The sequence below is a fragment of the Lactonifactor longoviformis DSM 17459 genome (genome assembly GCF_900129135.1).
Classification (GTDB): domain Bacteria; phylum Bacillota; class Clostridia; order Lachnospirales; family Lachnospiraceae; genus Lactonifactor; species Lactonifactor longoviformis.
In genome coordinates this window covers 23,546-48,861 of sequence record NZ_FQVI01000001.1, presented here as the reverse complement: position 1 = coordinate 48,861, position 25,316 = coordinate 23,546, and the positions used below count along the sequence as shown (strand labels likewise).

20 protein-coding genes are annotated in these 25,316 nt (G+C 47.4%); 17 read left to right on the top strand and 3 right to left on the bottom strand.

From position 1 onward, the window contains the following. Positions 1-63 precede the first annotated feature (63 nt). The gene (locus BUA56_RS00175) at positions 64-1,542 is read left to right on the top strand and encodes a GntR family transcriptional regulator (protein WP_072848107.1); all 1,479 of its coding nucleotides are present in this window, start codon (positions 64-66) and stop codon (positions 1,540-1,542) included. A gap of 26 nt (positions 1,543-1,568) precedes the next feature. Here the strand turns inward: BUA56_RS00175 and BUA56_RS00170 are convergent, their stop codons facing one another. Next, positions 1,569-2,231: a YesL family protein gene (locus BUA56_RS00170; protein WP_072848106.1), complete on the bottom strand. Its 663-nt coding sequence runs from the start codon at positions 2,229-2,231 to the stop codon at positions 1,569-1,571. Positions 2,232-2,235: 4 nt separating this feature from the next. Continuing rightward, on the bottom strand, positions 2,236-3,519 hold the full coding sequence (locus tag BUA56_RS00165) for an HlyC/CorC family transporter (protein WP_072848105.1): 1,284 nt from the start codon (positions 3,517-3,519) through the stop codon (positions 2,236-2,238). 286 nt (positions 3,520-3,805) lie between these two features. Between BUA56_RS00165 and BUA56_RS00160 the strand changes: the two genes are divergently transcribed. From BUA56_RS00160 to BUA56_RS00085, 16 genes are all read left to right on the top strand, one after another. Further along, entirely contained in the window at positions 3,806-5,914 is a 2,109-nt protein-coding gene (locus BUA56_RS00160) for an LPXTG cell wall anchor domain-containing protein (RefSeq protein ID WP_072848104.1), read from the top strand. A 58-nt stretch (positions 5,915-5,972) separates the two neighbouring features. Further along, positions 5,973-6,347 carry a TIGR04086 family membrane protein gene (locus BUA56_RS00155; protein ID WP_072848103.1) on the top strand — a complete coding sequence of 125 codons (375 nt, stop codon included), beginning with the start codon at positions 5,973-5,975 and terminating at the stop codon, positions 6,345-6,347. A gap of 86 nt (positions 6,348-6,433) precedes the next feature. After that, positions 6,434-6,577, top strand: a complete 144-nt coding sequence (scfA, locus tag BUA56_RS00150) for a six-cysteine ranthipeptide SCIFF (RefSeq protein WP_072848102.1) — start codon at positions 6,434-6,436, stop codon at positions 6,575-6,577. Between the two features lie 113 nt (positions 6,578-6,690). Then, on the top strand, positions 6,691-8,046 hold the full coding sequence (scfB, locus tag BUA56_RS00145) for a thioether cross-link-forming SCIFF peptide maturase (RefSeq protein WP_072848101.1): 1,356 nt from the start codon (positions 6,691-6,693) through the stop codon (positions 8,044-8,046). Between the two features lie 27 nt (positions 8,047-8,073). Then, positions 8,074-10,221 (top strand): protein translocase subunit SecDF, encoded by a 2,148-nt coding sequence (locus BUA56_RS00140; protein WP_072848100.1) that lies wholly within the window; start codon positions 8,074-8,076, stop codon positions 10,219-10,221. A 59-nt stretch (positions 10,222-10,280) separates the two neighbouring features. After that, a complete protein-coding gene (recJ, locus tag BUA56_RS00135; protein WP_072848099.1) occupies positions 10,281-11,996 on the top strand; it encodes a single-stranded-DNA-specific exonuclease RecJ in 1,716 nt (571 codons plus the stop codon). 115 nt (positions 11,997-12,111) lie between these two features. Next, entirely contained in the window at positions 12,112-12,636 is a 525-nt protein-coding gene (locus BUA56_RS00130; protein WP_072848098.1) for an adenine phosphoribosyltransferase, read from the top strand. A 20-nt stretch (positions 12,637-12,656) separates the two neighbouring features. Then, positions 12,657-14,960 carry a RelA/SpoT family protein gene (locus BUA56_RS00125; protein WP_072848097.1) on the top strand — a complete coding sequence of 768 codons (2,304 nt, stop codon included), beginning with the start codon at positions 12,657-12,659 and terminating at the stop codon, positions 14,958-14,960. An 8-nt stretch (positions 14,961-14,968) separates the two neighbouring features. Further along, entirely contained in the window at positions 14,969-15,601 is a 633-nt protein-coding gene (locus BUA56_RS00120; protein WP_072848095.1) for an MBL fold metallo-hydrolase, read from the top strand. A 15-nt stretch (positions 15,602-15,616) separates the two neighbouring features. Next, the gene (hemZ, locus tag BUA56_RS00115; protein WP_072848093.1) at positions 15,617-17,104 is read left to right on the top strand and encodes a coproporphyrinogen dehydrogenase HemZ; all 1,488 of its coding nucleotides are present in this window, start codon (positions 15,617-15,619) and stop codon (positions 17,102-17,104) included. Further along, positions 17,101-17,658: an HD-GYP domain-containing protein gene (locus BUA56_RS00110; protein WP_072848091.1), complete on the top strand. Its 558-nt coding sequence runs from the start codon at positions 17,101-17,103 to the stop codon at positions 17,656-17,658. Before hemZ ends, BUA56_RS00110 begins: the two co-directional genes overlap by 4 nt. A 23-nt stretch (positions 17,659-17,681) precedes the next feature. Then, the gene (hisS, locus tag BUA56_RS00105) at positions 17,682-18,938 is read left to right on the top strand and encodes a histidine--tRNA ligase (RefSeq protein WP_072848089.1); all 1,257 of its coding nucleotides are present in this window, start codon (positions 17,682-17,684) and stop codon (positions 18,936-18,938) included. Between the two features lie 14 nt (positions 18,939-18,952). Next, the gene (gene aspS, locus BUA56_RS00100) at positions 18,953-20,755 is read left to right on the top strand and encodes an aspartate--tRNA ligase (protein WP_072848087.1); all 1,803 of its coding nucleotides are present in this window, start codon (positions 18,953-18,955) and stop codon (positions 20,753-20,755) included. A gap of 14 nt (positions 20,756-20,769) precedes the next feature. Further along, positions 20,770-21,630 carry a dTDP-4-dehydrorhamnose reductase gene (gene rfbD, locus BUA56_RS00095; protein ID WP_072848086.1) on the top strand — a complete coding sequence of 287 codons (861 nt, stop codon included), beginning with the start codon at positions 20,770-20,772 and terminating at the stop codon, positions 21,628-21,630. 27 nt (positions 21,631-21,657) lie between these two features. After that, positions 21,658-22,932, top strand: a complete 1,275-nt coding sequence (locus tag BUA56_RS00090; RefSeq protein ID WP_242946698.1) for a dicarboxylate/amino acid:cation symporter — start codon at positions 21,658-21,660, stop codon at positions 22,930-22,932. Positions 22,933-22,947: 15 nt separating this feature from the next. Then, positions 22,948-23,706 carry a sulfite exporter TauE/SafE family protein gene (locus BUA56_RS00085; protein ID WP_072848082.1) on the top strand — a complete coding sequence of 253 codons (759 nt, stop codon included), beginning with the start codon at positions 22,948-22,950 and terminating at the stop codon, positions 23,704-23,706. Positions 23,707-24,051: 345 nt separating this feature from the next. On the opposite strand, the gene BUA56_RS00080 is transcribed toward BUA56_RS00085, so the two are convergent. Beyond that, on the bottom strand, positions 24,052-25,155 hold the full coding sequence (locus tag BUA56_RS00080; RefSeq protein WP_072848080.1) for a hypothetical protein: 1,104 nt from the start codon (positions 25,153-25,155) through the stop codon (positions 24,052-24,054). Positions 25,156-25,316 lie beyond the last annotated feature (161 nt).

Sequence of the window (25,316 nt, the reverse complement as noted above, 5' to 3'; positions counted from 1 at the left end):
TTCATTTGATTTTATGCTATACTATGGGTGCTGTTCACATAAAAGGTTCAGGCAGGTATAGATATGAAAAATGGAATTGTGATATATGAAAAGTTCTATCAGATACTGAAAAATAAAATAGAATGCGGCCTGATCCCAAAGGGTTCCAGGCTGCCCTCAAGGGCTGCCCTTTGCAGAGAGTTTGCAACATCAGAAAAAACAGTCCGCCGGGTGGTAGAGATGTTGGCCGCGGACGGGTACGTGGAGACATCTCAGAGAAGGCGTCCCACCGTGATATTCGAACGAACCGCAGAGACGTATGGGAGGGGGATACTTCCCCTGCAGAAGGCCGATGCTACAGCCGCCAATGATATTCTGAAAACAGGGATTCTTGTGTGCTATCCGGTGATAAGCAGCGGCATATCCCGCTGCACAGAGGCGGACTGGGAGATACCGGAAGCTATCCTTGAGAAGATGGATCCCTCACAGCCGGCAGGATTTTGGAGGCTTTCCAACCGGTTCTGGAGATTTTTTGCTGCCAGGAATGAAAATGATCTAATTCTTCGTGCAGTGGATGGACTGGGCTTTGCAGACTTGGATCCCCTGCCCGGCACCTATGCAATCAGATGTGCTTATTGTGCGAAAATAAAAGAATTTCTGCAGACCGTTAAGAGGGGCGGTGCCCCTGAAAGCGTTCATTTTGATGATTTGTCTGCTCTTTACGGATTTGTATCTTCACAGGCGGAGGGAAGACTGTCCTTCAGGGTGGCGGCAGATTCCCCTATGCGGAGCGGGACAAAAACACTGTATCAGCGGATCAGCAAGGCAGAGGAGAGATACTCCAGAGTTTATCTGGATATACTGGGATTAATAGCCATAGGCCGGTATCAGCCAGGAGATAGGCTTCCTTCCCATGCTCAACTAAGGGAAAACTATGGGGTCAGCATAGACTCAACAGTAAAAGCAATTCACCTGCTTCAAAAATGGGGGGTAGTGACTGCCATAAGGGGCAAAGGCATCTTTGTGGCAATGGAATCCAGAGAGTTGAGCAGGATCCGTATTGATCCGGCCCTGATTGCCTGCCATATAAGGAGATACCTGGACAGTCTGGAGCTGCTGTCTCTAACCATAGAAGGGGTTGCTGCCCATGCCGCAGTCCATATCACCCCGGAAGAGGCAAAGGCGTTAGGGGAAAAGCTGGAGAAAGTTTGGAATGAGGATTACCTGTATCAGCTCTCGCCTATTATCCTTCTGGAGTTTATAGTAGAGCATATTCAATACGATGCACTGAAGGCAATCTACACAGTTGTGCAGGATCATTATCATATCGGGAGAAGTATTCCTAAGCTTCTGAGCCATGAAAAGAATCAATACAATCTGAAAATACATCAGGAGTGCCGGACAATTGCCGGATGCTGGGAGGAGGGAGAGGTCTATCTGTCTGCGAAAAAAGCAACAGATATGTACCAATATATTCAAAGATTAATAGCTGCCGAATGTAAAAGGCTGGGATACTGGGAAAACGCCATGCAGGTGTATGATGGTACTTTTTTGTGGAAGTAATCCGTCACATGCCTGCATGGCGTTTTTTATTCTGCCCCCTGGTTCTCCGGAGCGCTGTCCTCGGGCTGGGGTTCATATTTTGCGAATATTTTGCGGAACAGCAGAGAATTTACATAGGCGATGGCAGCAAATCCGAAGAAAAGCCATATAAAAAGTCCGTATGCCAGTGTTTTCCCTGTAAGAAAGGTCAGGAATACCGGAGCTATGGTAATTACCGCGATAAGTATGGTGTAAGGAAGATTCAGAATGCTGAACAGAAGGGCATTCTTGAGACTGTTCTTCACATCATTGACAAACCTGGCAATATAGGGGAAAAGATAGAGCAAGGTAATGGTATAAAAGGTACCGATAATAAGAATGGCTGTCTGCATAACCTTTCCCATAACTCCCGTAAAGGCTGCCGTAATCCGGTAATCAAGACCAAGAATGATACCCAGGACCAGCATAATCAGCCATACTATGGTACTGATTTTAAAATTGCTCTTAAAGGCTTTCAAAAAGCCCTTTACCATGTAGGACTCTTCATTCCGCGCCATTTTAAGGGTGACCGTATAAAGGGCTGTGGCTGAGGCCCCGATGGTGATAACCGGGATACAGCAGATTAAAAAAAGTATATTCAGAATAAAGATATCAGCTAATCTGGATAAAAATCTCATAAGAGGACTGTCCAGACCAAAAAAACTACCCATAGTATTATTTCTCCTTTTCCAATGTTTCTTCCCCGGAGGGAAGATAGATGTGCACCAGTTCAATCCGGTTTTTCACCACACTGTCCACAGTGAGACGGATCTGCTGAGGGGTGATAACCTCCTCGCCCTTTACCGGAAAGCGATCCAGCTGTTCAATGATATATCCGCCGATGGAATCGTAGTCTTCTGATTCCAGATCAATGGCGAGTTCTTCGTTGAGATCATCCAGCTTTGTGGATCCCAGGGAAAGGTATTCTTCTCCCGGCACAATCTCTGTAATCTCTTCTTCTTCCTGGTCGTCGTACTCGTCCCGGATATCTCCCACGATTTCTTCCAGAAGGTCTTCCAGTGTCACCAGACCTGCCGTGGCTCCGTATTCATCCAGAACAATGGCAAAATTAATGGAATCCTCACGCATCTCCATCAGAAGCTCAGAAGTGTTTTTATATTCATAGGTGAAGTATGCCTCCCGGAGAATCGAACGAATGCAAAAGTTTTCCTTAGAGTCCAGCAGAAGCAAGTCCTTCATATTAACAATCCCGATGATGTTATCCGTTGTCTCTTCGTAGACAGGAAGTCTTGTATACTTGTCCTCTCTGAAAATTTCAATCAACTCTTCATAGGTAGATTCCACATCCACAAAGGTTACATCAATGCGGGGCACCATGACATCTTTTGCCTGAGAGTCGCCGAAATCAAATACGTTGTAGATCATCTGGCGTTCTTCGCTTTCAATCACGCCCTCTTCATGGCTGACATTGAGAATGGTGCGGAGTTCGCTCTCGGTCATTGTACTGTTTTTGCCGTTGGGATCGATTCTGAAAAGAAGCAGAAGCCCAAGGGACAGTTTATTCACCAGGTAAATCACCGGGGTAAGCAGTACCATCAGACCGTAGATTACTTTCGCATAGGCCAGCGCCAGCTGTTCGGAGTAGATAGTGGCCACTGTTTTTGGCGTAATCTCACCCAGAATCAGTATCAGCAGTGTTAAGATACCTGTTGCCAGCCCTACGGCGGCATTGCCGAAAAGCTTAATCGTTACTGAAGTTGCCAGGGCAGAAGCACTTAGATTTACAATATTATTTCCTATTAAAACTGCGCTCAGCATCTTGCCGGAATCGTTGACCGCCTTTAATAAAGTGGCAGCCCTCTTGTTGCCGTCCTCAGCCATTGTCTGAATACGGATCTTGTTCACTGTGGTCATCGCGGTTTCTGCTGATGAGAAAAAAGCAGAAAGTGCTAATAACAGCAGCAGAACCATTAACTGTATGGCATCACTAGGATCCAATGAATGTCACTCCTTTATCTGTATAAATTATATATAAAGAAAAATATACAGTATTTCAGCCATAATTGCAAGTGAGAACTAAAAGCGGCGCCTGTGCGGGCGCCCGGCTTCACGGGCAGATTTCCATAATATGGATATTCAAAAAATATGATTTTAGGGGTGTCGAAAGAAAGAGAACTATGGTATAATGTTTGGGAAAATGTAGAAATGTATATGCCCTGGTATGGGTTATACTTTAATATAAACAGTCATCAATTTGAGAAGAGCAAACATAAGAGGTGGAAAAATGAAAAAACTAAACAGAGGTCAAAAAAGACGTTTTCATAATCTGGTTTCGAATATTATAGGCTTAAGCATTGTATTGTCCCTCATAGTTTCAGGACTGGCCGGGAATACCCAGACGATACTGGCTGAGGCGGGCACTGCTGTTTATCTGAACGGAGCTTCCGGAGACGATACGGCAGGAGGAGGCACGGCGGAAACTGCGGTGAAGACGTGGAAAAAGGCCAAATCTCTGGCGGGAAGCAGCGGAACAATCTATATCAGCGGTACTGTAACCATCTCTGGTACTGTGGAATGGTCCCTTCCCTCAGGAGTCAGCTTAAAAAGAGCTCCTGGTTTTACCAAACCCCTGGTTAGTGTGGGGAAAGGCAGCAAACTTACTCTGGCGGCCAAATATTTTGGAAAAGAAGATGCGTCCCTGGGGGATGACGGCTGCCTTGCAGTGAAGGGGGAAGAAAAGGCTGACAGCACACCAAAAAAAGAAGAGGATCAAAAGAAGAATGATTCCAAGAAAGAGCCGATAAAAGAGGAGAAAGAACAGGAAAAGCAGGAGACAGAGAAAAAAGAGACGGAAGATAAGAAGACAGAGGACAATAAAAATACAGACGGTGATAAAAACACAGAGAAAGAAGACGGCGGAAAGAAGAACCCGGCAAAAGATATTTCTCTTCCGGATTCCTTTACTATGGAAAAACCGGAGGCCCTGGCAAACCTGTCCCTGAAAAGCTGCAGCGGTGACGGAACTTTTTCCTGGGCAGACAGCAGCTTTGTACCCGATACATATGAAAGCGCCTGTGTAGTTGTTTTCACTCCAAATGATATAGAAAAGTATGATTATTCCCAGATAAAAGGCTGGGATGAGAAGAAAGGTGTGGTAAAGCGGACCGTAACTGTTTACACCACCTCTCTGAAGGATACAGGCAAGGACACAGAGAAAACAGAATCCGGCACCGGTAAGACTGAGAACGATGAGAAGACGGAAAACAGCGGTGCAGTCCAGGGCAGTGAACCTGAAAAAGACAAAACCCCTGACCAGGGAACACAGGACAAAGACAAGACAGAGAATTCCGGAGGCGGATTGGAAAAGGACGATGCCCAAAGTCAGGATAAGCAGCACGATGAAGACAGTTCTGACGGACAGAATACTCCCCAGGGAACAGACAGCGCAGACAAGGATTCCGTTAAGGACAAGGAAAGCAGCGATGAGATAGGGGCCGATGATGAAGAGACACAAAAGGGAGAAGAGACAGATAAGACGGCAATCTCCGATAAGAGCAGTGCTTTCCATCTGGCGGTGGAATCCCTTCCGGTGAGGATCACGGAACAGTCTCAGGTGGGAAGAGTAATTGCCGCATCGAAGCTGTATGAGGAGCTATCCCCGGCGGATAAAGCAATGGCGGCTGCCGATGATCTGAAAAAGCTGAAAGATGCCCAGGAGGCTGCGGGGTATGTAAACCGCACCAGCAACGGGGTAAGTGTTTCAGGGGATTTCCTTCCATGGTATGTACAGTTCCAGGTGAATCTGAATCATGATGCTCCTTCACTTGCGATACCTACCATAGATACTCTGCTCTCTTCTTACGAGATGAAACTCTGGGATCTTATGGCGGACACGGAATATAAGATTCCTCACGGTAAGAAAGTGACTGTGGTGATGAAAGCACCGGAGGTATCGGGGTATGAAAGCTTTACCATTGTCCATTATCTGGAGGACGGTACCGTAGAACTCATCACTCCTGTCATTGCCGACGGACTGATGACATTTGAGACGTCATCCTTCAGCCCCTTTGACGTAGGGGGAAGCAAGCCCCTGGTGGGACTGCCGAGCGGCGGTTCTTCCGACAAGAAAACGGACAGTACAGGCGGCTCCAACAATAACAGCAGCCTGACCGGGAATAAAGGCAGCAGTACGGACAACGGCAGCAACAAGACAGGTGCCAATAAGAAAAAGACCCCGACGGTTAAAGCATCTGCGGCCAAGACCCAGCAGACTAAAGCTTCCAATCCGAGTACAGGCGATACCAGCGTACTTCTTCCTTATATTATAGGAGGGGCAGCTGCATTACTTATCATAATTATTCTTGTTGTTACCAGAAAAAAGAAGAAAAAATAGAAAAAAGTGATAGAACGGGAAACCCTTCCATATATTTACTATATGGGAGGGTTTGTTTATGGAACAGACAGCTGCAAAAAAATCAATACCAATGTTACTAATGAAATCCCTGCTGGCATCCTATGTGCTTACCGCTCTGCTGCTTTTTCTGCTGGCATTTCTCCTGTATAAATTTGATCTGGGAGAAAGCAAAGTGAATCTTGGGATTACAGTGATCTACATATTATCCTGCTTTCTTGGCGGATTTCTCGTGGGAAAGGGAGCGGGAACCCGGAAATTCCTTTGGGGCATGGTGCTGGGAGCAATCTATGCGGCCCTGCTGGTGGGAGTTACCTTTTTGGTGGAACACCGGGTAAGCGAAAACACATCGTCTCTGCTCTCTTCACTGTTTCTCTGTGTGGCGGGAGGGACCCTGGGAGGAATGCTGTCGTAAGGTGCTCAACAAGTAAAAAAATACTTTTAAAAAGGGGTGTCTTGTGATATAATTAGCACAGTTTACGAAATTAAGGAGGAAAAGTAATGAAACATATTAAAACATTAAATACGAAAAGTTTACAAAATACAGTGAAAAAAGGTGGATGTGGAGAATGTCAGACATCCTGTCAGTCAGCCTGCAAGACATCTTGCACCGTTGGCAATCAGAGCTGTGAACATTCCAAATAGTCAGCTGTAATACGGAACAATGAAGCAGCGGTTCAAAAGCCGCTGCTTGTTTGTGTTGTAATCCATGCGGAGAAGGTCCGCCGGATTTTTTAGAGAGAGAAAGGGGATTCGTTGTGGTCCATCGTTATATAAATAATGACTGCCATATCGTTTTGGATGTTAACAGCGGTTCCGTCCATGTCGTGGACGAAATTGTATACGATGCGGTTGGTCTTTTGGAAGACAAGCTGTCTTTTGAGGAGACAGCAAAGATACTGAGTGAAACATATGCCCCGGAGGAAGTGAAAACAGCTCTGGAGGAGTGCCGGGAGCTAAAAGAAGAGGGAATGCTTTTTACCGAGGATATTTATAAGGATGCTATCTCTCATTTTAAAGAGAGAGAGACAGTAGTAAAAGCACTGTGCCTGCATATAGCACATGACTGCAATCTTGCCTGCCGTTACTGCTTTGCCGAGGAGGGGGAATACCATGGCAGAAGAGCCCTGATGAGCTTTGAGGTGGGAAAGAAAGCTCTGGATTTTCTGATTGCCAATTCCGGGAACCGGAAGAATCTGGAGGTGGATTTCTTCGGCGGAGAACCCCTGATGAACTGGGACGTTGTGAAGCAGCTGGTAGCCTACGGCAGGGAACAGGAGAAGATCCATAATAAAAACTTCCGCTTTACACTGACTACCAATGGCGTGCTGCTTAACGACGAGATTATGGAGTTTGCCAACAAGGAAATGAGCAATGTGGTTCTCAGTATTGACGGCAGGAAGGAAATCCACGATTATATGCGCCCCTTCCGCAAGGGAAAGGGAAGCTACGATCTCATTGTTCCCAAGTTTCAAAAGTTTGCGGAGAGCAGAAATCAGGAGAAGTATTATGTGAGAGGGACCTTTACCCATCACAATCTGGATTTTGCCGAGGATGTGCTTCATCTGGCGGATCTGGGCTTTCAGCAGATTTCTGTGGAGCCTGTGGTTGCTCCTCCGGAGGAACCGTATGCCATACGGCCTGAGGATGTGCCGTTTATCTGTGAACAGTATGATATCCTGGCAAAAGAAATGATTAAAAGGGAAAAAGAAGGAAGAGGATTTAATTTCTTCCACTTTATGATTGACCTTACAGGGGGACCCTGTGTATACAAACGGCTTTCCGGATGCGGTTCCGGAACCGAATATCTGGCAGTTACCCCCTGGGGAGATCTCTATCCGTGCCACCAGTTTGTGGGGGAAGAAGAATACCTTATGGGCAACGTGGACGAGGGTGTGACCAGGAAGGAAATTGTAAAAGAATTTAAAGACTGCAATGTGTATTCCAAGCCCAAGTGCCAGGAATGCTTTGCGAGATTTTACTGCAGCGGCGGCTGTGCCGCCAACTCCTATCATTTCCATGACACAATACATGATGTATACGAAGTGGGCTGTGAGCTTCAGAGAAAACGTGTAGAATGTGCCATTATGATAAAAGCAGCGTTGGCTGACTAATCTTAAGAAAGTAAGAAGGGAAGAAAGATGAAAAAAAACAAAGGAATAGTTGTTTTAATTCTGACAGTGCTTATTACCGGTTTCCTGGTATTTACAGCAGCCGTGGGAATTGGGCCTACCGGAACAGGGGCGGCAAAACACATTAAGACAGGTCTCGATCTGGCCGGCGGTGTCAGCATAACTTATGAGACGAAAGCAGAAAATCCAAGCGCCTCCGATATGTCTGACACTATCTACAAGCTTCAGAAACGTGTGGAGCAGTACAGCACAGAGGCTCAGGTATACCAGGAGGGAAATAACCGCATCAGTGTGGAAATCCCAGGCGCTACAGACGCCAATGCCATTCTTACGGAATTGGGCAAGCCGGGTTCCCTGCAGTTTATGGATACAGAGGGAAATGTGGTTCTTGAAGGCAGCGATGTTGCGGACGCCCAGGGTGTGGTAGGCGAGGATAATACCACGAAGAACAAACAGTACGTGGTAAGCCTGACGCTGACAAAAAAGGGAGCGGAAAAGTTTGCCGAGGCCACAAAGGCTAACTTGAATAAACAGATTGCCATTGTCTACGACAATGAGACATTGAGTGCTCCGGTGGTGCAGAGCGTAATCTCTGACGGGAATGCGCAGATTACAGGTATGAGCAGCATTGAAGAAGCCAAGAATCTGGCCGCTGCAATCAGAATCGGTTCTCTGAAACTGGAGCTTCAGGAATTGCGCTCTAATGTAGTGGCGGCACAGCTGGGTACCCAGGCGATTAATACCAGTGTGAAGGCAGCCGGTATCGGTCTGGCGCTGGTGATTTTGTTTATGATTATTGTGTACCTGATTCCTGGACTGGTATCCGGTATTGCGCTTATCATTTATGTATGTCTGGATCTTATCTGTCTGAATGCATTTGATCTTACACTGACACTTCCCGGCATTGCGGGTATTATCCTGTCTATCGGTATGGCTGTGGACGCCAATGTTATTATCTATGCCAGAATCAAAGAGGAGATCGCCTCAGGAAAATCGGTGAGAACCTCCCTGCAGTCAGGATTTAAAAAGGCATTTTCTGCTATCTTTGACGGCAATATAACTACCTTAATCGCCGCCTTTGTGCTGAACTGGCTGGGCTCAGGAAGCGTCAAAGGATTCGCCCAGACGCTGGCGCTTGGTATTGTTTTATCCATGTTTACTGCACTGGTGGTATCCAGACTGATTATCTATGCGTTATATGCAGTTGGTGTCAGAGATGCCAAGTTCTACGGTAAGATTAAACCCAGAGAGCCTATCAATTTCCTGGGAAAGAAAAAGATTTTCTTTGCCATATCTATTGTTTTAGTGCTTCTGGCGCCTGTTATGATGGGGGTAAATCAGGCTTCCTCAGGGAAAGCCCTGAATTACAGTCTTGAATTCGTGGGAGGTACCTCTACGAATGTAACTTTTAACGAAGATTTAAGCATGGAAGAGATAGACAGCAAAGTAGTTCCCCTTGTGGAGGACATCACCGGGGATGCCAATGTACAGCCTACAAAGGTAGTAAATTCCAACCAGGTAATCATCAAGACAAGAACCCTGTCAGTGGATGAGAGAGAAGCTTTGAACAAAGCTATGGTGGATAATTTCCAGGTAGATGAGACCAAGATTACTACAGAGAGTATCTCTTCTACGATCAGCGGAGAAATGAGAAAAGACGCAGTCATCGCAGTGGTGGTAGCTACCCTGCTGATGCTGGTGTATATCTGGTTCCGCTTCAAAGATATCCGTTTCGCCAGCAGTGCCGTACTGGCTCTGATACACGACGTGCTGGTGGTATTGGCGTTCTATGCCATTGCAAAAATCTCTATCAGCAACACCTTTATCGCATGTATGCTGACCATTGTGGGTTATTCCATCAATGCTACCATTGTTATCTTTGACCGTATCCGTGAGAATAAGGGTATGATGAAGAAAAAGGATGAGCTTGCTACCATTGTAAACGCAAGCATCACACAGACGCTGACCAGAAGTATTTATACTTCTCTGACTACCTTTATTATGGTATTTCTGCTGTTCGTCATGGGTGTGTCTTCTATCCGGGAATTTGCACTTCCTCTGATGGTGGGTATTCTCTGCGGTGCATATTCTTCTGTATGTATCACAGGTGCGCTGTGGTATGTGATGAAGACGAAAATTGGAAAAAATAAAGCATAACACAAGCTTCAGGGGATGTCCGACGGGCATCCCCTGTAAAGTTTTACAGGAGGAAAACCATGGAACGGTGGATGATAACAGCGAAAAGTGCAGACTTCAAAAAGATCGGGGAGGAATTCCGGATTGATCCTGTGATCGCCAGACTGATACGCAACCGGGATATTGTCGGGAATGAGGCAATCCGGGAGTACTTGTACGGCACCCTGGAGGATCTTCCTTCGTGGACGCGGATGAAAGGCCTCAGAGAGGCAGTTTCTCTGATTCAGAAGAAAATTGATGAGGGAAAAAACATCCGTATTATCGGAGACTATGATATAGACGGAGTCTGCTCTACCTACATATTGCTTCAGGGGCTTCGGCAGACCGGGGCGTCCGTAGATATTGACATTCCGGATCGGATAAAGGACGGATACGGCCTGAACGAAGAACTTATTGCCAGAGCGTATGAGCAGGGGATTGACACCATTATCACCTGTGACAACGGGATCAGCGCCTCTGAGCAGATTGCCTACGGGAAAGGCCTGGGAATGACGATTGTGGTGACAGACCATCATGAGGTTCCTTTTCAGGAGACGGAAGATGGGGGGGATAAGGAGATACTTCCCCCTGCGGATGTGGTGGTAAATCCCAAACAGAAGGCGTGCGGATATCCCTTTAAAGGCCTGTGCGGAGCCGGCGTGGCATATAAGCTTGTATGCGGGCTCTTTGAGCAATTCGGGATTTCTCAGGACGCACTGGAAGAATTGCTGGAATTTGTGGCAATTGCCACAGTAGGGGATGTGATGGACCTGCAGGGAGAAAACAGAATTCTGGTCAGGGAAGGACTGAAGCGCATACAAAATACCAGGAATACTGGCCTTAGAGAACTGATTCGGGCCAATCAGCTGGAGGACAGGAAGATTACCTCCTACCATATCGGCTTTATTCTGGGGCCATGCATGAATGCAAGCGGACGTCTGAGCACAGCCAAGAGAGCGTTGTCCCTTCTGGAGTGCCGGGATCCGTCAGAGGCGGCAGTGCTGGCCCAGGATCTCAAGAGCCTCAATGACAGCAGAAAGGATATGACAGCAAAGGCCACAGAAGAAGCTGTGCAGATGGTAGAGAATACGGCGCTGGGCCGGGACAAAGTATTGGTGATCTACCTGCCGGAGTGCCATGAGAGTCTGGCGGGAATTGTGGCAGGAAGAATCCGCGAAAGGTATGGAAAGCCTGCGTTTGTACTTACCAGAGCAGAGGAAGGGGTCAAGGGATCCGGCAGATCCATTGAGGCCTTTCCTATGTTTCATGAGCTGGTGAAATGCCGGGAATACCTGACGAAATTCGGAGGCCATCCCATGGCCGCAGGACTGTCCCTGGAAGAAAAGAATATTGAACCCTTCCGGGAAAAGATAAACAGCGGCTGCAGCCTTACGGAGGAGGACTTTGTCTCCAAAGTACTCATTGATGTCCCCATGCCGCTGCATTATATAAACAAAAATCTCATCAGCCAGCTGAGTCTCTTAGAACCTTTTGGAAAGGGAAACACGAAACCCTTGTTTGCCCAGAAAAAATTGAGACTTATGGGAGCGAGAGTTTTTGGGAAGAATAAAAATGTAGTGAAAATGAAGGCGGTAGATGAGACAGGCTATCCCATGGAGGCTGTTTACTTTGGGGACGGAGAAGCATTTGTGCAGGAGATTAGTCAAAAAGAAGAGTGGAGTGTGGCATATTATCCGGAGCTGAACAGTTATATGGGAAGAGAGACTTTACAAATCGTAGTTCAGAATTTACAATAGAATTTGATTCTGCAAAAAAAAGATGCTATAATGTCTGTAAAATGCAGTTTTTGTGTCGTAATATGGAGAGATAGAAAGAAAAACTGCATAAGATGCAGGTAAGGAGATAATAGAAATGAAGAAAGTGGAAGATTACGTAAGAAGTATCCCGGATTTCCCGGAGGAAGGTATTATCTTTAGGGATATCACAAGTGTACTGCAGGATGCGGACGGTCTGCAGCTGGCAGTGGATTCTATGCAGAATCTTGTAAAGGATTTGGATATAGATGTGGTTGTAGGCACAGAATCCAGAGGATTTATATTTGGCGTTCCCATTGCATACAATCTTCATAAGCCCTTTGTGCCGGTGCGCAAAAAAGGAAAGCTGCCCTGTGAGACACTGGCCATGGAGTATGATCTGGAATACGGCAGCGCAGAGATTGAAATTCATACAGATGCCATTAAACCCGGACAGAAGGTGGTGATCGTAGACGATCTTATCGCAACCGGAGGTACCATTGAAGCAGCCGTAAAGCTGGTGGAAGAGCTGGGAGGAGAAGTGGTAAAGATTATCTTTCTCATGGAGCTGGCAGGCTTAAAGGGCAGGGAGAGACTGAAGGGTTACGATGTAGCGTCTGTCATCTGTTATGACGGAAAATAAATTGGTAGGTGAGCAAACGAATGGAACATGAACACACATTAGATCGGGAAGAAAAGTTATATAAAATCAAAAAGGCAGACGAAAGCGTCAAGGCCATGGAAGATTTTACCAGCCCCTCAGTATTATATGAAGAGCTTATTTCCAGTGTCAGAAAATACCATCCGTCCACCGATATTACCATGATAGAGAAAGCCTATCAAATCGCCAGAGATGCTCATGAGGGGCAAGCTCGGAAGTCTGGAGAACCCTATATCATCCACCCTCTATGCGTGGCAATTATACTGGCTGACCTGGAGCTGGATAAGGAAACGATCGTTGCGGGCCTCCTGCACGACGTCGTGGAAGATACCGTAATGACCACGGAGGAAATCGTCCGGGAGTTTGGCGAAGAGGTAGCGCTTCTGGTGGATGGAGTTACAAAACTGGGACAGTTATCCTACTCAGCCGACAAAGTGGAAGTGCAGGCAGAGAACCTTAGAAAGATGTTTCTGGCTATGGCCAAGGATATCCGGGTAATACTCATTAAACTGGCTGACCGTCTCCACAATATGCGGACCTTAAAGTATATGCCGGAGCACAAGCAGAAGGATAAGGCGAGAGAGACGATGGACATCTATGCACCCATTGCCCAGCGTCTTGGTATCTCTAAGATTAAGGTGGAGCTGGATGATCTGGCACTCAAATATCTCAAGCCGGAGGTCTACTATGACCTTGTGGAGAAGATCTCATTAAAAAAGAGCCAGAGAGAAGAGTTCGTGGGCAGTATTGTCGGCGAGGTCAAAAAGCATATTGAGGCAGCTAATATACATGCGCAGATAGACGGAAGGGTGAAACATTTTTTCAGCATCTATAAAAAGATGGTGAATCAGGATAAGACCCTGGACCAGATCTATGATCTGTTTGCGGTGCGTATCATAGTGGATACAGTCAAAGACTGCTATGCTGCTCTGGGAATTATACATGAGATGTATAAGCCGATTCCTGGAAGATTTAAAGATTATATTGCCATGCCAAAGCCTAATATGTACCAGTCATTACATACGACGCTGATTGGACCTACAGGACAGCCCTTTGAGATTCAGATTCGTACTTTTGAAATGCACCGGACGGCAGAGTATGGTATCGCCGCCCACTGGAAGTATAAAGAAGCTTCTGACGGCAAAAAAAGCGTGAGCCAGCAGGAGGAAGAGAAGCTGAGCTGGCTGCGGCAGATCCTGGAATGGCAGCGGGATATGTCGGATAACCGGGAATTTATGAGTCTGCTGAAGAGTGATTTGGACTTATTTGCAGAGAATGTATATTGTTTTACCCCCGCAGGGGATGTGAAAACTTTGCCTAACGGCTCCACGCCTATTGACTTTGCGTACAGCATTCACAGCGCGGTGGGCAATAAGATGGTGGGAGCCAGAGTAAACGGGAAGCTGGTCCCCATAGAATACGTGATTAAAAACGGGGACAGAATTGAAGTAATTACTTCACAGAATTCCAAAGGGCCCAGCCGGGACTGGCTGAAGGTGGTGAAAAGCACCCAGGCAAAAAATAAGATCAATCAATGGTTTAAACAAGAACTAAAAGAAGACAATATCTCCAAGGGCAAGGATATGCTGAGCCAATATGCCAAAGCCAAAGGTGTGGCACTGGGCAGCCTTACGAAGAATAAATACATGGAATCGGTTATGCGTAAATACGGCTTCCGTGATTGGGATTCGGTACTGGCAGCTCTTGGGCACGGGGGTCTGAAAGAGGGCCAGGTGCTGAATAAGCTCATGGAAAGCTATGAGAAAGAGCATAAAAAAGAACTGACGGACGAACAGGTGCTGGAAGCTGCGGCGGAGGCCAAGGAAAAGCTGCCGGTGGGCAAGTCGAAAAATGGAATTGTGGTCAAAGGGATTCACGATGTGGCTGTGCGCTTTTCCAAATGCTGCAGCCCGATACCGGGAGATGAGATCGTCGGCTTTGTCACCCGGGGACGGGGGGTATCAATTCACCGCACGGACTGTGTGAATGTACTGCACATGTCAGAAGCTGACAGGGCGCGTCTCATTGACGCGGAATGGCAGGTGCCGGACGTTGCCCACAGTGAGCTGTACACAGCTGAGATTAATGTGTACGCGACCAACAGGACAGGACTCTTGGTAGATATCTCACGTATCTTTACGGAGCGGAGAATTGACTTAAGTGCAGTGAATACCAGGACTACAAAGCAGGGGACGGCCACAATCAGTATGTCCTTTGATATCAGGAGCAAGGAAGAACTGCACAGTTTAGTTGAAAAAATCAGGCAGGTGGACAGTGTCATCGACATTGAGCGTACCACCGGTTAGGAGTTGCTATGGGAATGTTAGAGCTTAGGTATCTTCCTGTGGGTATGGGAGCGACCAATTGTTATTTAGTTATGAATAAAGACACCAGAGAGCTGGTGATTATAGATCCGGGGGATGACCCGGCAAAGATTAAACAGGCTGTATCAAAAATAGAGGGAAAACCGGTGGCTATTCTTTTGACCCATGGTCACTACGACCACATGATGGCCTCCAATCAGGTGAAAAAAGAATATCATATTCCCATCTATGCCCCTGGGGCAGAACGGGAGGTTCTGGCAGATTCGGCCAAGAATTTGTCCGGAGGCTGGATGATGAAGCCCTACCATGTACAGACAGATTACTGGGCAGAGGATGGGGAGGTGCTGCATCTGGCAGGGTTTGAGATTCGTATGATTCTTACGCCGGGGCACACGGAAGGGTCCTGCTGCTATTATATTGAAGAGGAGCATGTGGTTTTCTGCGGGGATACTATCTTTCTGGAATCCTGCGGTAGAACTGACCTGCCTACAGGCGATATGTCTCAGATAAGAAAAAGTATTCACACAATCCTGGACATGGTTCCGGATGAAACTGAACTGTATCCGGGTCACGGAGAAGCTACCACAGCAGCCCATGAAAAGGCTTTTAATCCCTTTGTGTAGGCCGGGGGACAGAAGATGACAGGAATCGAATTTAATGAGAGAGATTTTGAATATGATGTATATACCCTGGTGAAAGCCTTTTATCCCCGGGAGGAGCTTCGGATTTTCTATGAGGGGGAGGCAGAGAAGGAAGCAGAAAAGAAGCTGTGCCAGACCCTGCTTCAGGTATTATACCAGGAGGGAAAGGCATCATTATTCATCTATCAGGCAGGGCAATGCTCCGTTTCGGATGCCATTGCCCTGGATTGTGTAGACAGGAAAACAGCCAAAAACAGGCTGAAACAGATGGTGTACAGAAACCTGGCAAAGCTCACAGGCAGAGAACTTCCCTGGGGGGATCTTACCGGGATACGCCCGACCAAGATCGCCATGGGTCTGATTGAGTCAGGAATGTCCAATGCAGAGGCTGCTGACTTTATGCGCAAAAATTACTATACCAGCAATGAAAAGACAGCGCTGGCGATCACCATTGCAAACAGAGAAAGGGCGCTGCTTGCGCCTGTGGATTATGAAAACGGCTACAGTCTGTATATCGGCATCCCGTTCTGTCCGTCCATCTGTCTGTATTGTTCCTTCAGTTCTTATCCTCTGGAGCGGTGGAAGGACAGAGTAGACGAATATCTGGATGCCCTTTTCATGGAACTGGATTTTATCAGCGAGACCATGAAGAACCGAAGGCTGGATACGATTTATATAGGGGGAGGAACCCCCACTACACTCACCCCGGAACAGACAGAGCGCCTGCTTACTCATATAGAGCGCAGATTTCCTCTGGAGCAGGTAAAAGAATTCACAATAGAAGCAGGCAGACCTGACAGTATCACCCGGGAGAAGCTGGAGACTGTGCACAGATATCCGGTTACCAGGATCTCAGTGAATCCCCAGACCATGAACCAGAGAACCCTGGATCTCATTGGGAGAAAACATTCTGTGGAGGATATCCGGGAGGCATTTGCCCTGGCCAGGGCAACCGGATTTGACAATATCAACATGGACCTTATCGTCGGCCTGCCGGGGGAGACAAAGGATGATGTATCCTGTACGTTGAAGGAAGTGGAGAAACTTGCCCCGGACAGTTTAACCGTGCACTCCCTGGCAGTGAAAAGAGCTGCCCGTCTGAATATGTTTAAAGAACAGTATCAGGAGATGACATTTGAGAATAACCAGGAGATAATGGATATGGTGCAGGAATGTGCCAGAAACATGGGGATGGGGCCCTATTATCTTTACCGGCAGAAGAATATGACAGGTAATCTGGAAAATGTTGGGTATGCAAGGGTTGACAAAGCGGGAATATACAATATACTGATTATGGAAGAAAGGCAGACGATTATTGCTGCCGGAGCGGGAGCATCCACAAAGCTGGTATTCGACAGGGGCCGGCGCATTGAACGGGTGGAAAATGTGAAAGATGTAACCCATTATATTACCAGAATTGACGAGATGATTGAGAGAAAACGTATGGGAATTGCCACTTATCTGCAGGAAGGAGAATTCAGATGACGGATTTCCGGCGGGAACAGGAACCTCATCATTTGATTAGTTTTGATCTGGAAGAAGAGATCGAACACGGTATCCGGGTGAGCAATCTGGCGTATCAGACAGCCCAGGGGCTTGGACTGGAGGAGGAAAAATCATATGAGCTGGCAGTTGCGGGGGTTCTCCATGACATCGGCAAGCTAAAGCTGGCAGGTTACATCGCAGGAATTGAAAACCCTCTGGTGGTGGAAGAACTGAAATATGTGCGGCTTCATTCTACCCTGAGCTACGAGATACTGAAGGAGAGAAACTATTCTCCTTTTATTTTGAGAAGTGTGTATTATCATCACGAGAATTTTGACGGATCCGGATATCCGGAGCATCTGGCAGGGGAGACCATACCTTTTGGGGCCAGAATTCTGAGAGTGTGCGATGTCTTTGCGGCTCTGACTACAGATCGCCCGTACCGAAAAAAGTTTGATAAATATACGGCGCTGGAAATGATGATTGACGAAGTAAAGAATTATGACATGCTGATTTTTCTGACCTTTCAGAAGATTGTGCATGAAGAATTTTAAACATGAAAGAGAGGAGAACAACTATGGCATTAAAAAAGAAACCGGTCACCGGGATGAAGGATATCCTGCCAAAAGAAATGGAGATCCGCGATTATGTAATCCGCATGATTAAAGATACGTATAAGAGCTTCGGGTTTCTGTCCCTTGAAACCCCCTGTGTAGAACATATAGAGAATCTATCCAGTAAACAGGGAGGAGAAAACGAAAAATTAATCTTTAAAATCCTGAAAAGAGGGGAAAAACTGAAGCTGGAGACTGCAGCCTGTGAGGCGGATCTTGTGGACGGAGGACTTCGCTACGATCTTACCGTACCTCTCTCCAGGTTTTATTCCAACAATGCCAATGAACTGCCGTCTCCCTTTAAAGCTCTGCAGATGGGGAATGTGTGGAGGGCTGACCGCCCCCAGAGAGGGCGCTTCCGCCAATTTATGCAGTGCGATATAGACATACTGGGGGAACCGACGGTTTTAGCGGAGATTGAGCTGATTCTTGCCACCTCTACTCTTATCGGAAAGCTGGATTTTGAGAACTTTACAATCCGTATCAACGATCGGAAGATTCTGAAGGCAATGGCTGCCTACAGCGGATTCCCAGAGGAAAGCTATGACACAGTATTTATTATCCTGGATAAGATGGACAAGATAGGGGCTGAGGGCGTGGCCCGGGAGCTGGAAAACGAAGGATTCCCGGTGGAGGGAATTCATAAATATCTGGATCTTTTTCAGGAGATCACCAGTGATATCCGTGGCGTCCGGTACTGCAAAGAAAAGCTGGAGGGATATCTGGATGCATCAACTGCGGAAGATATGGAAACAATTATTACCAGCGTTGATGCTGCTAAGACAGCGAATTTTCAAATCCAGTTCGATCCTACGCTGGTGCGGGGAATGTCTTATTACACAGGCCCTATTTTTGAGATCTCTATCGACGGGTTCGGCGGCTCTGTGGGCGGGGGCGGACGCTATGATGAGATGATTGGAAAATTTACTGGAAATCAGACATGTGCCTGCGGATTCTCTATTGGTTTTGAGCGTATTGTTATGCTGCTTCTGGAGCGGGAATACCAGGTTCCCCAGGGAGAGGGGAAAAAGGCGTATCTGATTGAAAAAGGAATGCCCGCCGAAGGTATGGTAAAGCTTCTTGCCCAGGCGGCGAAGGAGCGCCAGGCAGGCATACAGGTATCTGTTTCCATGATGAAAAAAAATAAGAAATTCCAGAAAGAACAGCTGATGCAGGAAGGCTATCAGGAGATTGAAGAGTTCTTCAAGGACAGAGTATAGAGGAGAATAGGATTATGGCAGAATCAATGAAGGGATTAAAGAGAACCCACAGATGTACAGAAGTCTCCAAAGCAAATATTGGTGAGACAGTGACCCTAATGGGATGGGTTCAGAAAAACAGGAATAAAGGAGGCATTATCTTTCTGGACCTCAGGGATCGATCCGGGATTGTACAGGTGATTTTTGAGGAGGGCAGCATTGATGCCGCCGGATTTGAGAAGGCAGGGAGACTGAGAAGTGAGTTCGTAGTTGCTGTGGTGGGAAAAGTAGAGGCCCGTTCCGGAGCGGTAAATGAAAAGATGGCCACGGGAGAGATTGAGATTCGTGCAAAACAGCTCCGTGTGCTCTCTGAAGCTGAGACTCCCCCGTTCCCGGTGGAAGAGGAGAGCAAAACAAAGGAAGAACTGCGCCTGAAATACCGCTATCTGGATCTGCGCCGTCCGGATCTTCAGAGGAATCTTATGATGCGCAGCCGTGTGGCTATGCTTACCCGCCGCTTTCTGGAAGAGGAGGGTTTCCTGGAGATAGAAACACCGGTTCTCGGGAAGAGCACTCCGGAAGGTGCCAGAGACTATCTGGTTCCCAGCCGTGTTCACCCAGGCAATTTTTACGGACTTCCCCAGTCACCGCAGCTCTACAAGCAGCTTCTTATGTGCTCTGGCTATGACCGTTATTTCCAGATTGCAAAATGCTTCCGGGACGAGGACCTGCGTGCAGACCGTCAGCCTGAGTTTACCCAGATCGATATGGAGCTGTCTTTTGTTGACGTGGACGATGTAATCGATGTAAATGAAAGAATGCTGGCGTATCTCTTCAGAGAGGTACTGGGCGTGGAAGTTCCTCTTCCCATACAGCGGATGACCTGGCAGGAGGCCATGGACCGATTCGGATCCGACAAACCGGATCTCCGGTTTGGCATGGAGCTTACGGATGTTTCAGAAGCTGTAAAAGGCTGTGAATTTGCCGTGTTTAAGAATGCACTGGAAGCCGGAGGCAGCGTGCGGGGAATCAACGCTAAAGGGCAGGGAGGCATGCCCAGAAAGAAGATAGACAAGCTGGTGGATTATGCAAAAGATTACGGGGCAAAGGGGCTGGCTTATATTGCGCTTCAGGAGGATGGGAGCGTAAAATCATCCTTTGCTAAATTTATGAAGGAAGAGGAAATGGCGGGACTGATCGCCGCTTTAGAGGGTAAGCCCGGAGATCTGCTTCTCTTTGCCGCCGATAAAAACAAGGTGGTTTGGGATGTCCTTGGGGCTCTTCGGCTGGAACTGGCCCGGCAGATGGAGCTTTTGGATAAGGAGGAGTACCGTTTCGTGTGGATTACAGAATTTCCGCTGCTGGAATGGTCAGAGGAACAGAATCGCTTTACTGCCATGCATCATCCCTTTACCATGCCAATGGAAGAGGATCTGCCCATGATAAAGACTAATCCGGGGGCTGTGAGGGCAAAGGCATACGATATTGTGTTAAATGGAACAGAGCTGGGCGGCGGAAGCGTCAGAATCTTCCAGAATGACGTTCAGGAAATGATGTTTGAGGCTCTTGGATTCACAAAGGAAGAAGCTTACGAGCGCTTTGGCTTTCTTCTGGATGCCTTCAAATACGGGGTGCCTCCTCATGCAGGCCTTGCCTACGGCCTCGACCGTATGGTCATGCTGATGGCAAAAGAGGACAGCATCCGGGACGTTATCGCATTTCCTAAAGTAAAAGATGCCTCCTGCCTTATGACCCAGGCACCCGGTGAGGTGGATGAGGTACAGCTGAGAGAGCTGGGACTGAAGATAGACAGGGCAGAAGGACAGACAGAACAATAAACAGGAGGTCAACTATGAGGAATACACAGTTAGGGCGGGTTTGGATTGCAGGGGCTGACGGAAGGGTGGCAAGAGAATTTGTAAAACTCTTAGATACCAGGGAGACAGAGCTTTTTCTTACAGACCGGGAAGACAGGGACGTTTCGGATGCCGATGGCGTAAACATGTTTGCAGAAATGAATCGGCCGGATGTTATCATTAACTGTGCAGGAATCACAGATGTACAGCTCTGCGAAACAGAGCCGGAACTTGCTTACCGCGTGAATGCGCTGGGAGCCAGGAATCTGGCAGTCGCGGCAAGAAGGGTAAATGCCCGCATTGTCCAGCTGTCCACAGACGATGTTTTTGACGGAAAGACGGATACTTATTACAGCGAATTTGATCAGCCGGCTCCTTTTACCGTGTACGGCAAATCTAAGCTGGCCGGAGAGAACTTTGTGAAGGATCTGGCGCCTAAACATTTAATCATCCGCAGTTCCTGGGTATACGGCGAGGGAAAAAATTTTGTTAATGACCTGCTGGAGTCGGCGAGGGGAGAGAAAGAGATCCTGGTTCCTGAGAATCAGGTGGCGGCCCCCACCAGTGCTCTGGAGGTGGCGAAGTGTATCCTGCGGCTTCTGACAGAGGAGGCATACGGAACCTATCACGCTGTCTGCAGCGGATCCTGCAGCAGATATGAATTTGCTGCTAAGATCCTGCAGCTTGCAGGGCTTGAGGCCAGGATCATTCCTGCTTTCTCCGATGACTTACCTGATATATCCATGCGACCTGCCCGCTCGGTGCTCTATAATATGATGCTGCGCATCAGCTGCATGGAGACCCCTGTGAGCTGGCAGGAAGCGCTGGAAACCTATATACGCAGCTTGAAAAACTAATGTATCAGGAAAATGAGGAGATTGTATATGAATGCAAAGAAAGAGAGAAAGAAACCGGGACTGACTACGGTTATATTTATCGCTTTGATTCTGGGGGCTGCTGCCGGTATTCTGATCCATTATTTTTTCCCGGAAGGGAACCTCAGAGATAACATCATTGTGGGCGGTGTTTTTGAAGTGATTGGAACCGGATTTATCCGGGGGATGCAGATGCTGGTGGTACCGCTGGTACTCTGCTCTCTGATCTGCGGGAGCATGGCCATAGGAGATACAAAGAAGCTGGGAAAAGTAGGCATAAAGACCATGGCCTTCTATCTGGCAACCACAGCACTGGCGATCTCTATTGCCCTTGGCATTGCGAATCTGATCAATCCGGGCGTGGGACTGGATATCACATCGGTTCAGGCACAGGAGACCCAGATGGCAGAGGCCTCCAGTCTGACAGATACACTGCTGAATATTATTCCCAAGAATCCCATCCAGTCTCTTGCCGAGGGAAATATGCTGCAGATCATATTTTTTGCGCTGATTGTGGGCGTTCTTCTGGCAAAACGGGGTGAAAAAGCGGAAGGGCTGGCTAACCTGTTCAGCCAGGGAAATGACCTGATGATGGATATGACCATGGCGGTGATGAAAGTGGCACCTATCGGTGTGTTCTGCCTGATTGCCAAAACATTTGCCAATATAGGGTTTGATGCCTTTGTGCCTATGCTGAAATACATGGCCGCGGTGCTGGCGGCGCTGGCTCTGCAGTGTTTTGGAGTCTACCAAATCTTTTTGAAGGTATTTACTGGTCTGAATCCTATTAAGTTTGTCAAAAAATTTCTGCCTGTGATGGGGTTTGCTTTTTCTACCGCGACCTCAAACGCAACAATTCCCTTGTCTATTGATACCCTTGCCAAAAAGATGGGGGTTTCCAGACGTATTTCCTCTTTTACGGTTCCCCTTGGGGCCACCATCAATATGGACGGAACTGCTATTATGCAGGGCGTTGCCGTGGTGTTTGTAGCACAGGCTTTCCATATCAGCCTGACGCCTGTGGACTATCTGACGGTTATTGCCACAGCAACCCTGGCAAGCGTAGGGACTGCCGGAGTGCCGTCTGTGGGATTGGTCACTCTGTCTATGGTATTTACTTCTGTGGGACTTCCGGTTGAGGGAATCGGACTTATTATGGGAATCGACCGTATCCTGGATATGACCAGAACGGCCGTAAATATCACGGGGGATGCTGTCTGCACAACCATCGTTGCCAGTCAGGACAAAGCACTGGACAGAGATGTATTCAATGCAGCGGGTTAATGGAGGAAGACAGATATGGAACTGACAGTTACTGCTTTTCTGATTGTGTGTCCCCTTATATTTTTGGCCAGTTTTGTAGATGCAGTAGCAGGCGGAGGAGGCCTCATCTCCCTGCCTGCTTATTTTCTGGCCGGTGTGCCCATACACAATGCCATAGCTACCAACAAATTATCCTCTGCCGCAGGCACCTGCATCTCCACCTGGAGATTCTGTAAAAATAAATACGCGGATCTCCGCCTGGCAATCCCTTCTGTTTTGGTGGCTTTGGCAGGATCCGCTCTGGGAGCCAACATTGCGCTCATAACCAGCGACAAAATCCTGAAAATCACCCTTCTGGCAGTCCTGCCCGTGGCAGCTTTTTACGTGTTCCGCAGCAAAGATATGGAACGAAAATCCTCCGTGCCAATCAAAGGGAAGGCAAAATACGCAATCGTAATCACAGCGTCCTTTGTGATCGGCGCCTACGACGGCTTCTACGGTCCTGGAACGGGCACCTTCCTGATCCTCATCTATACAGGAATGGCCCGTATGGACATAAAAACAGCCGCCGGCAACACCAAACTGGTAAACCTTGCCTCCAACATGGCCGCCCTTGCCACCTTCCTCCTCCACGGCAAGATCATCTTCCCTCTGGGACTGGCCGCCTCCGTCTTCAGCATAGCCGGCCACTACCTGGGCTCCGGAATGGTCATGAAAAACGGCACCAAAATCGTAAGACCCATCATTCTGGCAGTACTGGCACTCTTATTCATAAAAATAATCACGGGAATGTAGATTAGAAAAATTTACACTTACAGAAACAAACAATCAAACCTTAAAAAATACTACATACTAAATATACTACCAATATACACAGTATGTGAAATGAATATACTGCCAGGGAAACAGATGCCGTTCCTACGCAGGGCCAGGCGATAGTACAGCTCATATGCGCAGACTACGCAGCGCGTCCTAAGATCCACTGCCACCGAACACTTAGAATCGACGGCTCTCCGGAGATTCTTAGTGAGCGGTAGGCAGTTAGCTTAGGAGAAGCGCAGTAGCAAGCATATGAGCTGTACTATCGCCTGGCCCTGCGTAGGAACGGCATCTGTTTCCCGTCCGTCCTGATAAAATACATCATTTCACATCACTGGAAATCTCCTTCACTGCCTCTCCCATCCCCCCAAGAATAGCCTGTGCCACATCTTCATTCATCTGCAGCTTCCAGCTTGTCCCGTCATTGATAAGAGTGAGATCCAGCTTTGTAGAGGAAGCACTTTTGTTGGCCTTTATAGAATTCAGCAGAAGCTGGCTGGATTTCTTCAGCCGTCCGCTCTCACCATCCGCAAAGGCCTGGGAGGAGTTGAGATAGGAGTCCAGTTTTTTCTCGTAGGAGTTCAGAATGCTCTTGGCATCATAGCTGGTAATCTCTGCGGTTACAGTAGCAGTATGACCGTCATCGGATTCTTTTAAGATACGATAATCAAAATGATCGCTGATCTGATTCGTCAGCTCCTGGGTGAGAGAACGGCTGTAGGCGTCATCTGCATCAAACAAGGTGTCTATCCCCAGATAACGGTTCAGCTGTTCCGTGTCAAATTCCTTCAAAGTATCAAAATGAATCTCCACAATTTCTTCCGGGGTAAAAAGGTTAGGATCCTGAAGGTAAGACACGAAACCTCCTACCAGCTGATCGTCCAGACGGCTGCTGTGCTCCAGTTTCCAGGTATTATTTTCCTTAGATAACTTCAGAGTACAGTTATTCTCCACAGTGTCGTATTGGTTCTCATCTAACAGCTCACCCAGGAGAAGGTAGTAGTCTTCCAGGGAATACTCCACGCCTTCCGGGTTGGCAGAGCTGGCGATGCGTTTTTTCATGGAGGCCCGGGAATAGTCCTTTGCCAGTGTTTCGGCGTCTATGGTGTTCAGACGGACCGTCACTCTGGCAGTCTGGTCCTTCACCTGAATGTCCAGGATTTTATAGGAAAAGTTCGCATAAAACCGGGAGAATATATTTTTGATTTTTGAGGAAACTTCCTGATGGATTTCCCCTGAAGGGTAAAGATCCTCATAGGAAATATACTTCTCTATGGTTTTATCATCCAGATCCTTTAACAAATCCAGCTCTCTGGTAGCGGCAGCCTTCACCTGACTTTTTTCTGACTTTTGACATCCCCCAAAAAGGCAGACAAAAGTCAGGAGCAACAGTGTAAAAAGCAATAGTTTTCTGCTGTATTTCATGCATTTTCTCCAATTTGCTGTTTTATTTTTATTCATATAGTTTATCAGATAAGGGAAAAAAGTCAACTAAGCAATTATAAGGTGTGAATCGTATGCGCAAAAGAAAGGACGGCTGCACATAAGCAGCAGTATTCTGGAAACCCTAACAATACGGCATACAG

Bases quoted from the DNA above. Each gene is read 5' to 3' on its own strand.
- hisS (WP_072848089.1), top strand. From the start codon at position 17,682: ATGGCATTAAAAAAGAAACCGGTCACCGGGATGAAGGATATCCTGCCA.
- BUA56_RS00080 (WP_072848080.1), bottom strand. From the start codon at position 25,155: ATGAAATACAGCAGAAAACTATTGCTTTTTACACTGTTGCTCCTGACT.
- BUA56_RS00130 (WP_072848098.1), top strand. From the start codon at position 12,112: ATGAAGAAAGTGGAAGATTACGTAAGAAGTATCCCGGATTTCCCGGAG.
- BUA56_RS00110 (WP_072848091.1), top strand. From the start codon at position 17,101: ATGACGGATTTCCGGCGGGAACAGGAACCTCATCATTTGATTAGTTTT.
- BUA56_RS00155 (WP_072848103.1), top strand. From the start codon at position 5,973: ATGGAACAGACAGCTGCAAAAAAATCAATACCAATGTTACTAATGAAA.
- BUA56_RS00125 (WP_072848097.1), top strand. From the start codon at position 12,657: ATGGAACATGAACACACATTAGATCGGGAAGAAAAGTTATATAAAATC.
- BUA56_RS00170 (WP_072848106.1), bottom strand. From the start codon at position 2,231: ATGGGTAGTTTTTTTGGTCTGGACAGTCCTCTTATGAGATTTTTATCC.
- BUA56_RS00140 (WP_072848100.1), top strand. From the start codon at position 8,074: ATGAAAAAAAACAAAGGAATAGTTGTTTTAATTCTGACAGTGCTTATT.
- BUA56_RS00120 (WP_072848095.1), top strand. From the start codon at position 14,969: ATGGGAATGTTAGAGCTTAGGTATCTTCCTGTGGGTATGGGAGCGACC.
- aspS (WP_072848087.1), top strand. From the start codon at position 18,953: ATGGCAGAATCAATGAAGGGATTAAAGAGAACCCACAGATGTACAGAA.
- BUA56_RS00090 (WP_242946698.1), top strand. From the start codon at position 21,658: ATGAATGCAAAGAAAGAGAGAAAGAAACCGGGACTGACTACGGTTATA.
- BUA56_RS00085 (WP_072848082.1), top strand. From the start codon at position 22,948: ATGGAACTGACAGTTACTGCTTTTCTGATTGTGTGTCCCCTTATATTT.
- hemZ (WP_072848093.1), top strand. From the start codon at position 15,617: ATGACAGGAATCGAATTTAATGAGAGAGATTTTGAATATGATGTATAT.
- BUA56_RS00160 (WP_072848104.1), top strand. From the start codon at position 3,806: ATGAAAAAACTAAACAGAGGTCAAAAAAGACGTTTTCATAATCTGGTT.
- scfA (WP_072848102.1), top strand. From the start codon at position 6,434: ATGAAACATATTAAAACATTAAATACGAAAAGTTTACAAAATACAGTG.
- recJ (WP_072848099.1), top strand. From the start codon at position 10,281: ATGGAACGGTGGATGATAACAGCGAAAAGTGCAGACTTCAAAAAGATC.
- BUA56_RS00175 (WP_072848107.1), top strand. From the start codon at position 64: ATGAAAAATGGAATTGTGATATATGAAAAGTTCTATCAGATACTGAAA.
- rfbD (WP_072848086.1), top strand. From the start codon at position 20,770: ATGAGGAATACACAGTTAGGGCGGGTTTGGATTGCAGGGGCTGACGGA.